Annotated in this window: 7 protein-coding genes, 2 pseudogenes and 1 other annotated feature; of the genes and pseudogenes, 2 read left to right on the top strand and 7 right to left on the bottom strand. The window is 41.4% G+C overall.

Translation table 11 applies throughout. The annotated features are described in order from the left end of the window. Nucleotides 1-28 precede the first annotated feature (28 nt). The 4 genes and pseudogenes from MTP24_RS03085 to MTP24_RS03070 all read right to left on the bottom strand — a co-directional run. A pseudogene (locus tag MTP24_RS03085) lies at nucleotides 29-751 on the bottom strand (restriction endonuclease); the annotation flags it as partial. Between the two features lie 42 nt (nucleotides 752-793). Beyond that, a protein-coding gene (locus tag MTP24_RS03080; RefSeq protein WP_086007396.1) for an IS3 family transposase occupies nucleotides 794-2,340 on the bottom strand; the annotation gives its coding sequence in 2 pieces (ribosomal slippage) (nucleotides 794-1,860 and nucleotides 1,860-2,340; 1,548 coding nt in all). 34 nt (nucleotides 2,341-2,374) lie between these two features. Continuing rightward, a complete protein-coding gene (locus MTP24_RS03075) occupies nucleotides 2,375-3,004 on the bottom strand; it encodes an McrC family protein (RefSeq protein ID WP_243532727.1) in 630 nt (209 codons plus the stop codon). Between the two features lie 10 nt (nucleotides 3,005-3,014). Then, nucleotides 3,015-3,779: pseudogene (locus MTP24_RS03070) on the bottom strand (AAA family ATPase); the annotation flags it as partial. Nucleotides 3,780-3,821: 42 nt separating this feature from the next. On the opposite strand from MTP24_RS03070, the gene MTP24_RS03065 reads away from it, so the two are divergent. Together MTP24_RS03065 and MTP24_RS03060 are read left to right on the top strand one after the other, a co-directional pair. Further along, nucleotides 3,822-5,041, top strand: a protein-coding gene (locus MTP24_RS03065) for an IS3 family transposase (RefSeq protein WP_223230517.1) whose coding sequence is annotated in 2 segments (ribosomal slippage) — nucleotides 3,822-4,110 and nucleotides 4,110-5,041 — 1,221 coding nt in all. Because the reading frame shifts where the segments join, the coding sequence is not laid out codon by codon here. Beyond that, nucleotides 4,100-4,216 (top strand) — a sequence feature (AL1L pseudoknot). It overlaps the preceding gene by 117 nt. A 1,521-nt stretch (nucleotides 5,042-6,562) precedes the next feature. After that, nucleotides 6,563-7,546 carry an IS110 family transposase gene (locus MTP24_RS03060; protein WP_243530847.1) on the top strand — a complete coding sequence of 328 codons (984 nt, stop codon included), beginning with the start codon at nucleotides 6,563-6,565 and terminating at the stop codon, nucleotides 7,544-7,546. A 142-nt stretch (nucleotides 7,547-7,688) separates the two neighbouring features. On the opposite strand, the gene gcvP is transcribed toward MTP24_RS03060, so the two are convergent. From gcvP to gcvT, 3 genes are all read right to left on the bottom strand, one after another. Further along, complete coding sequence (gene gcvP, locus MTP24_RS03055; RefSeq protein WP_243532725.1) at nucleotides 7,689-10,580, bottom strand: aminomethyl-transferring glycine dehydrogenase; 2,892 nt, start codon at nucleotides 10,578-10,580, stop codon at nucleotides 7,689-7,691. Nucleotides 10,581-10,735: 155 nt separating this feature from the next. Further along, a complete protein-coding gene (gcvH, locus tag MTP24_RS03050; RefSeq protein WP_006794102.1) occupies nucleotides 10,736-11,125 on the bottom strand; it encodes a glycine cleavage system protein GcvH in 390 nt (129 codons plus the stop codon). Nucleotides 11,126-11,330: 205 nt separating this feature from the next. Then, on the bottom strand, nucleotides 11,331-12,413 hold the full coding sequence (gene gcvT / locus MTP24_RS03045) for a glycine cleavage system aminomethyltransferase GcvT (protein ID WP_006794101.1): 1,083 nt from the start codon (nucleotides 12,411-12,413) through the stop codon (nucleotides 11,331-11,333). Nucleotides 12,414-12,444: the final 31 nt, after the last annotated feature.

Here is a 12,444-nt window from a genome sequence, read left to right as displayed (position 1 = left end):
ACCTCTTATTAAAGATCTCATTAAGGGGTCACCCATTAGAAATCCCCAACAATTCTAATTTAACTCTTTCCTTACTCTTGTAGCCCACATCAAATGGTACGACTTTTAACTTCAGTTTTTGTTCTTTGTCGTAATAAAAGTCATTCGTTAAAGCTTGTTCAAAGTTATCTGTTTTAGGGTAAATCAGAACTAGGTCACCTTCACAGTTAAGGTACTTGTAGCCGTAACCCAGCATTTGATAGAAATCACCTTGCGATAAACCAAACTTATCTTTACCTAATTTTTTATTTTGATTGATTAACTTCCATTTGGTATCTAATACCGCAGTCAAACCGGCAAGGTCTTTAAGACATAGATCAGGTTTGAGGCGAAAATAACTCCTATCACCATAAGTAACCAATGATTTACTTTGTACTTGAGAAGAAAGTTTTTGAGGATTTGTCACTCGTTGCTTAAGGTATTTAGCGACAAAGTTTTCAAACACGGCTTCCATTGGGAACAACAACGAATAAGCATTGTTTTCACCCAACATTGACTGAGGTGAGTAGCCCTCCAATATTAGCCTTGCCCAACTTAACGGCACATCATAATGCCGCATGCCTCTTTGCAGTTTCACAGTAGAAAAGTCGTTCTTGTAATTTGTACTAAGAGGCACCTCATTAAAAGCAAAAAGCAATTCCTGAGATAGCTTCTTACTTTTATTCACATAGGTATACGAGGCGACTAATTTAAGGGCAGAATGTATGAGTCGGTTTCGGAGTTTTTCAAGTTAGTTGTCGCCTCAAGTTAAATTTTATGCCGCCCGCATTTCTTCTTTTTTCTCAGGATTTAAATTTACTTCATTTATCATTGACCAATCTCGTGACTTTCCTGACCAGCGACTTGGGTTATTCAATTTAGCAGCGTCGTTTACCTGCTGACGCTTGGCTAATATTTCTTTGTCTAAACCTGAATGACGTTGGTTTGGCGTCACAAATTTTATACCACTGTGTAGATGCTCATTATTGTACCAATCAACGAACCCACTTACCCATTCTCTTGCTGCGCTTATATCTTCAAATGCCTTTTCTGGGTATTCTGGGCGATACTTTAACGTTTTAAATAGCGACTCAGAATACGGATTGTCATTACTTACTGATGGTCGACTAAATGATGGTACAATGCCTAACTCCTGTAATGTTGCCAACAATGTCGCGCCTTTCATTGGGCTACCATTATCTGAGTGCAACGTGACTTGCTCGCGCTTTATTTGCTCTCTACTGCAAATATCCTTCATTAAGTCTGCGGCTAATTCACTTAATTGTGTGTCGTAAACCTGCCAACCAACAACCTTTCGGCTAAAAATGTCCATCACTAAATATAAGTAGAAAAACTGCCCTTTTACGCTCGTTGGTAAATAGGTGATATCCCAAGTATATACTTCATTTGCACGCACGGCCTTGAATGCTCTTGGCTTTTTCATTGGCTTAGTTGGTTTCACTTTTTCTCGATGCGTTAATAAGTTATGTGCCTTCATAACCCGATAAAACGAACTTTCAGACGCTATCCATATGCCGTTATCAAGCAGTTTAGGGACTATTTTACTGGCCGGTAAATGCCCATATTCGGGTGAATTAACTGTATTAATAATGCGCTGCCGCTCTAACTCTGTGAGACGATTTGGCGCCCGTTTTTCCGTACTCGTTCGCTTGTCAGTCATATCATCTGCTTCAATCCAGCGCTGAACTGTTCTTAGTGTCAGCCCAAGTAACTCACATGCTTTTTCTTTCCTTGCCCCTGCATCCTGTGCGTTAGTAATAAGCGTTATTAATTCATGTCGCTCAGTTGGTGTTGTTAATCGTCCTCGCTGAAACCCCAGAGTGCATCCGCTTTTTTTTTGAGAACAAGCAGAGCGGCTGTTTCAGCTAAAGCTTTATCTTTACGATTCAGTTCTTTTTGCAGCTGTTTTATCTCTTGCTTGAGCTGTTTACTGTCTGATTTTACCGTTTTATTTGAAGGCGATGTAGCAAAGTCCTTCTTCCACTGTTGAATATGATGTGGGTAAAGCCCTTTATTACGGCAGTATTCATTCATCGCAGCCTCTTCTAAACTTCCACACTCAATAATCGCGTTGAGTCTTTCTTCTAAACTCCAATCTTGTGGTCGTTTTTCTGCTGTCATTTGGCTACCCGTCTGGTGTGTTTCAAGTTGATGTTTTTTTGCTAGCGCTATCCAACGTTGAAGCGTTGAATAACCGACACCTAAATCATCTGCAATATCTTCTAGGCGGACATCATCACACTGAGATAATGCTTTTTCAACCGCTTGAACTTTAAATTCTTGTGTAAATCGACGTCTCATTTTATCTGCCTCTACTAAATATTAGAGGCGACAACTATCCTGACACAGGGGGGTTTTCAGCTCTATCCATCAAATATGCATCGTACTCAACGTAAAACCTATGACGATTTATGAAGTTGTGTTTTAGCTGTTGGCTATGAAGTAATTTACCTTTTAAAAAAGCGCTATTACTTTGCTCTCGAACATAGTCACTTCTAACGCCTTTCTTAACGAGAACATTTACCGCTTTTAGAAACTGCGCGATAAAAATTTCCATCAGGGGCATTTTTTGCTTCTTAATGCTCGCAACTTCGGTTTCTATATGGCGAAACTGCTTTAATGACTTGAGCATCATTAACAAAGATTTTTGCGCTTCTATAGCCGCACTTTCCTGATTAATTGCTTTAGCAATTTTAGGAAGTATTTCTATTTGAGTTCCATCAGGGCAAAGAACCACACCAGCATAATTTTGCATTTGCAGAACTTCCATGCCATGTGCAATTTTTAGCTTCAAAAAGCGTGATTCTGACTCATCACATAAGCAGCACTTTTTTAGATATGCAAAAGCACCTTCTGTTATTGCCTCAACATTATCTTTTCCTAGCGCCTTAGCGTCATCACTTAACAGACCATACTCAAATACGGTGATGTTTATTGCTTGTCGTCGTTTTAATCCCTTAATCATGTTGAGTGAGTTAACCTTTATACTTTGGTAAACTGCTAGGGCTATATATACCTATATAGGTGAAAGGGTCAGTCCAAAGCTCAGAGTCAGTTTGTATTAACGTATAACCTTTAACCTCATCTGCAAAGTCATCTGCATCCTCAATGTCACCAAACAGCGTCTCAAAATCTACATCTGATTGTTCAATGATTTGGTAGCCCTTATCCTTTTTATTGTCTGGCTTTTGATTATCACCAAGCACTAAACAAATCTTTTGCCAATCTTCAAAAAAGTATTCAGCAAGTAGTGGGATAATCTTGTTCTGGAAGCTGCTCTTTAATTCGTAAAGCGCTTTCTCGTCCTCGCCAGCCTCAATTTCTTTCACAACAGGCATTAAAAACGCATGGCCGAGCTGATGTTCCCTGTCATATAACGCGAAAATCCTCTTATTCATTGTTTTAAGTAGACGAGCTAAATCGATTTTATTATCGCCTACGCTAACACAGTAAGACTCACCTTGTTCATTACATAAAACATGGTAATTTGGCATCATTTCTACAAAATCAAAGCGGCGACGAAGTGCTGTATCCATCAGTGCCAAAGATCTATCCGCGGTATTCATCGTGCCAATAATGTAGAGGTTATCCGGCACTGAAAATCTATCGCCGGAATACGGTAAGGTCACTTCGATAGCTTCAGATTTTCCTAAACGCTTTGATGGCTCAATCAATGTAATTAGCTCACCAAAAATTTTTGATATATTGCCTCTGTTTATTTCATCGATGATCTGAATCGCCCCGTGTTTGCCAGAGACTCAATAACTTGAGAAACTGGAACTATGAAAAAATCAAATCGCTATACATCAGAATTTCGTGAACGTGCAATTAGGCTTGTTACCACACAACAGCATGAATACCCTTCTCTTTGGGCTGCGCTAGTATCGATTTCAGATAAACTGGGATGTACCCCAGAAACACTTAGAGCATGGGTCAAGAAATCTCAAGCTCAACCGTCTAAACCCTCTTCTAATACGCAATCAACTGAAGAACGCCTTGCCGTCTTAGAGCGCGAGAATAAAGAGCTCAAGCGAACGAATGATATCCTGAGGCAAGCTGCCGCTTTTTTCGCCCAAGCGGAGCTCGACCGCAAACAGAAGTAATAGTGGATTTTATTGATGCTTGCAGAGAGCATTACGGTGTCGAGTCAATTTGCAAGGAATTGCCGATTGCACCATCAACGTATTATTCTCATAAACAGATACAAAGAGAGCCTGAGCGACTGTCTAACCGCAAAAAGCGTGATGCTGAGCTGATAATACTCATTCGCGAAGTGTGGGAGGATAATATGTCAGTTTATGGTGCAAGAAAAATATGGAAGCAGCTACAGCTTGACGACCATCAAGTCGCCCGCTGTACAGTCGAACGATTGATGCGAGTTATGGGAATTCAAGGTGTTCGTCGGGGTAAAGCACATAAGACAACGATACCTGACGAGCAACAAGATAAGCCACTTGATTTAGTTAATCGTCAATTTACTGCTGAGCAGCCAAATCAACTTTGGGTAGCTGACATCACCTATGTTGCCACATGGAGTGGGTTTGTTTATGTCGCTTTCGTGATAGATGTTTTTTCACGATACATTGTAGGTTGGCGTGTATCAACGACAATGCACACAGAGCTTATTCTTGATGCGTTAGAGCAAGCTATTTGGCATCGTGGCAACCCCGAAGGGTTAATTCACCACAGCGACAGAGGCAGCCAATATTTGTCTATACGATACACTGAGCGACTTGCTGAAGCTGGAATTCAAGCGTCTGTAGGCAGTGTGGGTGACTCTTATGACAATGCATTGGCTGAAACAATAAATGGATTATTTAAAACAGAGATTATTCGCAGAAATGGCCCGTGGAAGAATGTTGATGCTGTTGAATACGCAACGTTAGAGTGGGTCAATTGGTTTAATAATCAACGCTTATTATCTTCAATTGGGTATATTTCACCAGCTCAATATGAAACAGACTACTATGATAATTTAAACGAGTCAGGTAAAGTGGCCTGACTTAAACAAACTGGTCTCCGATGAACTCGGGGCGATTCACACCATATTGCTCTTTTAATTTTTTATAAAAATTAGGCTCGATACTATCTATATGGGAAACAATTCCATGTAAATAGGGTATGTCATCTTTATTCAGAGTTTTATTGTTAAAGTGGTGCAGCATAGTTCTTATTTTTTTCTTGTATATCTACCGACAGATGGATTTCCTTCATTGGTAATTATGACACCGGTTACACGCCTTGATCTCCCTTTGCCTACAATCGTAGTTTTATTATTTATAGTTAAGTTATAAATAATGTTATAATTTCCAACAATCCCTTTAACTTGGTGAAGGGATTTTTTCAACATATCATAATCATTACAAGAAAATGTTAGATCATCTGCGCATTTAGTATATTGCACCCCTAATAAATTACACATCTCCTCAACTATTTCATCAAACGAGTACATTAAAATATTTGAAATCATTGGACTAGATGGCGCACCGATACAAAGGTGGTATTCATTATTTTTATTTTTTTTAAAAGATAATTTTTAATAAATATGTGATCTAAACTAGATAGCTCAATATTTTTCAGTTCGAGGTATGTAATTAAATCATGATGAGAAATTGATGGAAAAAAGTTCTCGAAGTCTAGCCTTAATAGAAAGGAATTATCTAAATGTGGTTTTGCATTATCAATTAAAGATTTACCTTCAACATAAGCATTGGCGCATCTATGAACTGGGAATTGGCTAATAAAAGCTTAATTAGACCTCTTTGAATACTTTTTACTAATTTATTAGGTTGAGATACTTGCCTAAAGCCGCCATTTTTTTAGGTATTTTAAATGTTTTGTAAGCTAAGGGAGCACTTGGTAGCTGAGCATAAAGCTCCGAGGGTCAGGTCTTGTTTCTTGCCAAGACCAAACATCAATCCCACGTTTAACACCCTCCCCGTCATCACGCCCTGAAAATAAGTAATTGATGAGTAATTCATTTCATGGATGAAATGAAAGCCATGCTTGCACATGGATATGCTTTCATGGCGTTTACGTTCACATCAATTGTGGTTTTGAAGGATTAAGTGTGATGCTCGGGTGCGCTGAGAGCGTCCAGAGAGGGGCCTGCGGCAGCCCCTCTTTGGCTGCTGTCGCCACTGCGATAAAACCTTGAATAAGGCTTTTAATTTCTAGAAGTGCCAAGCGTATTCGCGTTATCTGTAACGATAACCTCAACCCCCTATTTAAATACTTATTCGGGCTGTCACCCGCGCTTCAGTAAGCTTAACGCCAACGTCAACAACAATTAAAAACCTTTTGGGCTGCGCCCAACACGCCAGCAAGCTGTGCGTCTTGTATCTCTCATTGATAAATGATTAGCTATCATTTATCACATCGAAGTCAGTGAGCTTGCCTGTGCGTCTAGTATTTAATACTGCTCCGTAGATAAGGCCCTGATTTTCTATTCTCAGAAACTGAATGGTATCCAAGCACACTTTTATTTAAGTAGATGCTGTATGTACAAGGGGAGTAAGTAGAGATGATGTTTATCGGCATTGATATTAGTAAAGAGAAGATTGATTTATCGTGGTTGAGAGACCAACTTACAAATAAAATTAAAACTAAAGTCTTTAAAAACAAGCGCCAAGACTTTGTAACAATAGAAAAATGGCTTTTAAATACAACTAAAAGCGCTGCTAGTGAGCTCGTTATCACCCTCGAACCAACGGGTGTTTATCATGAAGCGCTGATGTATTTTTTACACGAGCAAGGCTTTAATATTATTTTAGCGAATCCCAGTAAAGCTAAAAAGTATGCAGACGCTTTAAACATAATTCACAAAACAGACAAATCTGATGCAACGATGCTTGCTCATTATGGCTGTGCTAAGCACGCAGTCGTTAATTATTGGCAACCTGAAGCATTAGCAATTAGAGAGCTTAAAGCCCTTATTCGTCGTTTAGATGCGCTTGAGAGTAACCGACAACGAGAGGCTAACCGATTAGAAGCAAGTGAATTCAGCAACGTTTCCGCGCGTGTTTGCCAATCGATAAAAGTGACTATCGCGTTTTTAGACGATGAAATTAAACAGCTTAAATCTGACATTGATAACCACATAGATAATGAACCTGATTTAAAAAGAAACAGGAAACTACTTGAGTCTATCCCTGGTATTGGGCCCGTATTATCGAGAGAGCTAACGTATTTGTTTGCGGCTAAAAAATTTAATAAAGCCAAAGAAGCTGCCGCTTATTGTGGATTAATTCCACGGCATAATGAATCGGGTAAATTAAAAGGGCGAACATCAATCAGTAAACTTGGGCCAGCCAGAATTCGATGCAAACTTTATATGGCGGCCATTGTTGCAGGGCAATGGAATAAAACAATAAAGAGACACAAGTTAACGTTAATAAACAATGGTAAAACACCGATGCAAGCTGTGTGTGCAAATATGCGAAAGCTAATTCATATATGTTTTGGTGTAATAAAAAACCAGGAAGCGTTTAAGCTCCAAGAAAGTTAAATACGGCCTTGAAGCTTAAAATGAGAGATGGTATCTACAATGTTTAAACACACAAAAAAGCCGTTGCATTGCTGCAACGGCTTTTATAACTTTGATAAATCCCACTCTACAGTGGAAATTACTACCCATTAAAGTTCAAAAATTAGTCGCGGTATGTCTCAATTGGAGGACACGCACATACTAAATTACGGTCGCCGTATACGTCATCTATACGTGTAACAGTTGGCCAGAACTTGTCTTTAGCAACGCTTGGCACTGGGAACGCAGCGTAAAAACGGTCGTACGCGCGGTCCCATTCGTTACCAAGTACGTCAGCTTGTGTGTGCGGTGCAAACACAAGTGGATTGTTTTCGATTGACCATTCGCCAGAGATTACTTTGTCGATTTCGCCTTTGATAGATACCATAGCTTCGATAAAACGGTCTATCTCGCCTTTTGACTCAGACTCAGTAGGCTCTATCATTAGCGTGCCCGCAACTGGGAACGACATAGTAGGTGAGTGGAAGCCGTAATCTTGTAGGCGCTTAGCGACGTCCATTTCAGTAATGCCTGACGCATCTTTTAATGGGCGTAAATCAACAATACATTCGTGAGCAACGCGATTGTTACGGCCACGGTATAAAATTGGGAAGTGCTGGCTTAACTCGTGCGTTAAGTAATTAGCGTTCACAATGGCCATTTCAGTGGCTTGTTTTAAGCCCTCTGAGCCCATCATGGCAATGTACGCCCATGAAATAGGTAAAATAGCGGCTGAGCCGTAAGGCGCTGCCGATACGGCACCGTTATTAATGTTTGTACCCGGTACGTTAATTACGCTGTGGTTTGGCATAAATGGCGCAAGGTGCGATTTAACACCAATTGGGCCTACACCTGGGCCGCCGCCACCGTGTGGAATACAAAACGTTTTGTGCAAGTTTAAGTGCGATACGTCTGAGCCAATAAAGCCCGGGCTTGTTACACCCACTTGCGCGTTCATGTTTGCGCCGTCCATGTAAACTTGGCCGCCGTGCTCATGAATAATGTCACATAGTTCACGAATGGTTTCTTCGTAAACACCGTGGGTAGATGGGTATGTGATCATGGCACACGACAGGTTTTCAGACACGTCTTCAGCTTTCGCTTTTAAGTCTTCCATGTCGATGTTGCCGTTTTTATCACAGTTAACCACAACAATTTTCATGCTCGCCATTTGTGCCGACGCTGGGTTAGTACCATGCGCTGAGCTTGGAATTAAACATACGTTACGGTGTGCATCCCCTCGTGACTCGTGGTATTTACGAATGGCAATTAAGCCTGCGTATTCACCTTGTGCACCCGAGTTTGGCTGAAGTGAAACCGCATCGTAACCCGTAATGTTAACTAGCCAGTCGTGTAGCTCGTTAATCATTATTTGATAACCTTCTGCTTGGTCTAGCGGGCAGAATGGGTGAAGGTTTGCAAACTCAGGCCATGTAACTGGGATCATCTCAGCGGTCGCGTTTAGTTTCATGGTGCATGAACCTAACGAAATCATTGAGTGGTTAAGCGCTAAATCTTTGTTTTCAAGGCGCTTAATGTAGCGAAGCATGTCTGTTTCGCTGTGGTAGCTGTTAAAGTTTGGATGCGTTAATACTTCGTCATCACGAACTAAACTCGCTGGAATAGAGTCGCTACCGTTTGTTTCAATATCGGCTGCAATACTGTCTACGCTTAGGCCGTGGCCTTCACCTAGTACAATATCAAATAGCTCGGCAACGTCTGCACGGGTTGTGGTTTCTGAAACCGAAATTGAGTATTCGCCGTCGTGGTTTGTAGCAAAGTTAACGCCTTTGGCAAGTGCACGTGCTATTACGTCGTCTTTGTTGTCGCCAACAATTGTTAGCGTATCAAACCACGTGCTGTGCTTAAGGGCTACGCCTTTGGTTTTTAGGCCAGCAGCTAAAATATCAGCAAAGCGGTGTATACGCTGCGCGATAGTTTTTAAGCCTTGTGGGCCGTGGTACACCGCATAAAACGCCGCCATGTTGGCAAGTAGTACCTGCGCTGTACAAATGTTTGAGTTGGCTTTGTCGCGGCGGATGTGTTGTTCGCGCGTTTGCATTGCCATACGTAGTGCGTCGTTACCTAAACGGTCTTTAGATACACCAATAATACGCCCTGGTAATGAACGCTTGTACGCGTCACGTGTTGCAAAAAATGCAGCATGTGGACCGCCGTAACCCATAGGTACACCAAAACGCTGAGCCGAACCAAGTACTACGTCGGCACCTAATTTACCCGGTGCTTTTAATAGTAATAAACTCATAATGTCGGCAGCAACACAGGCAATGGCTTTTTTGCTTTGAACGCCAGCAATTAGGTCGGTTACGTCAACTATTTCGCCCGATGTAGATGGGTATTGGAATAATGCGCCAAAAATGTCGTGGTTAACGGCGTCGGCCGCTTTACCAATAATGATTTCAAAACCAAACTGCTCAGCACGGGTGCTTACTACGTCGATAGTTTGTGTGTGTACGTCGTCGGCAATAAAAAAGGCATTGGCTTTTTTAGCTTTAGATACACGTTTTGCAAGGCCCATTGCCTCGGCTGCAGCGGTTGATTCGTCAAGTAACGACGCGCTTGCTAAATCAAGGCCGGTTAAATCTAGGGTCATAGTCTGGAAGTTTAGTAATGATTCTAAACGCCCTTGTGCAATCTCTGGCTGATATGGCGTGTACGCTGTATACCAACCCGGGTTTTCAAGTACGTTACGTAAAATTACGTGCGGTACATGTGTTGGGTGGTAGCCTTGGCCAATGTACGATTTGAAAACTTTATTTTTGCTTGCTACTGATTTTAAGTAGCTTAGTGTTTCAACTTCAGTACGGCTTTCGCCAATGCTTAGCGGTTGCTCTAGGCGAATGTTAGCCGGTACAGTTTGATCGATCAGCTCTTGTACACTCGATACTTCAAGAGCGCTTAGCATATCGCTTACTTGCGCTGGGCTTGGCCCAATATGGCGGCGAATAAAATCTTGCTTTTGCTCTAACTGTTCAAGAGATTTGGCGTTTGACATGTGTCCAGATTCCTATGATCCTAAATACTAATGGGTAACTAGTATTAATTAAAATATATGATGATTTGGCAACTTACTGGGTATGGGCAATAAGCTGTAAAATCATAAAAGCCCCGATTGTTTACTCAACATGCGGGGCTTTAGACAAAAAGTGATTACTCTTCGTCGATAGTGTGCGAGTAGCCTTCTGCGTCTAATAGGTTGTCTAGCTCAGACACATCAGATGCTTTAAGACGGAATAACCAACCGTCGCCGTACGCGTCGTTGTTTACTGTTTCAGGTGCGTCTTCTAGCTCTTCATTAATAGCAATCACTTCACCACCAATTGGTGCGTAAATGTCTGAAGCAGCTTTAACCGACTCCGCTACTGCACAGTCTTCGCCTGCGTCTACTTCGTCGCCTACTTCTGGTAATTCAACAAACACCATGTCGCCAAGTAGTTCTTGCGCGTGTTCTGTAATACCAACTGTAAAGGTACCGTCACCTTCGTCGCGAACCCACTCGTGTGAAGAAGCGTATTTTAATTCAGTAGGGATATTGCTCATTATCTTGTTCCTTTGGTTATGATACCAATCAACTTAAATATTTAACCACTCTAGCGGTCTAAACAAAGCGCTAACATCGTTATTAATTTCTTAGGTAGAACAACTACATATCAAAATTAATGCCTTGTTATCACTCTATTTATCCGTCGCTATAAGTGATTAATAACTCAACATGATTGGTATTTTTGGGTGATAACACCAAATTTTAAATTATTGATTTACCGTTACGTACAAAGCTAGGCTTCACTACTTTAACGTTAACTAATTTTTTGCGCATTTCTACTTGAGCAGTGTCGCCTGTTGAACGTGGTACACGTGCAAGGGCTACACTAAAACCAAGTGTAGGTGAAAAAGTACCTGAGGTAATAACCCCTTCTCCACCGTCAACAATTACTTTTGAACCGCTACGCAACACGCCTTTTTCTTCAAGTACTAAACCAACAAGCTTGTCGGTGCTTTTTTCAGCGCGTTGTTTAACCAGTACGTCACGGCCAATAAAGTCACGATCTTCTGGTTCCCATGCAATGGTCCATGCCATGTTAGCTGCAAGTGGCGATACGCTTTCGTCCATATCTAGGCCGTAAAGGTTCATACCTGCTTCTAAACGTAGCGTGTCACGTGCACCTAAACCAGCTGGCGCTACACCTGCGTCTAGCAGTTGTTGCCATAAATCGGCTGCTTGGTCGTTTGGTACTACAATTTCGTAACCGTCTTCGCCAGTATAACCCGTTGTAGCAATAAATAAATCACCCACTTGAACACCAAAAAACGGCTTCATGCCTTCAACTGCAGCTTGTTGCTCTGCATTTAAAAGCGTGCCTGTTTTTTCGCGTGCGTTAGGGCCTTGCACTGCAATCATTGCAAACTCTGGGCGCTCAGTCACTGTAACGGCAAAATCGCTCGATACATTAGCTAAATGCGCTAAGTCTTTTTCGCGCGTAGCCGAGTTAACCACTAAGCGGTAAAACGTTTCGCTGAAAAAGTAAATAATAAGGTCGTCAATTACGCCGCCTTGCTCGTTAAGCATGCCGGTGTAGAGTGCTTTACCTGGTACGGTTAATTTAGCCACGTCGTTTGCTACAAGCTTACGTAAAAATGCTTTAGCTTGGTCGCCTTCAATATCAACAATGGTCATGTGTGATACGTCAAACATGCCTGCATCGTTACGCACTGCATTATGTTCTTCTATTTGTGAGCCGTAGTTGATTGGCATTTCCCAGCCATGAAAATCAACCATTTTTGCGCCCGCTTCTAGGTGCTTAGCATGGAGTACAGTTTTAGAAGTCATAACATTCCTTCACGTTTTAAATTAACCCTTA

This window comes from Pseudoalteromonas sp. APM04, from assembly GCF_022809815.1.
Lineage (GTDB): Bacteria > Pseudomonadota > Gammaproteobacteria > Enterobacterales > Alteromonadaceae > Pseudoalteromonas > Pseudoalteromonas marina.
This window is presented reverse-complemented; position numbering and strand designations above follow the sequence as displayed.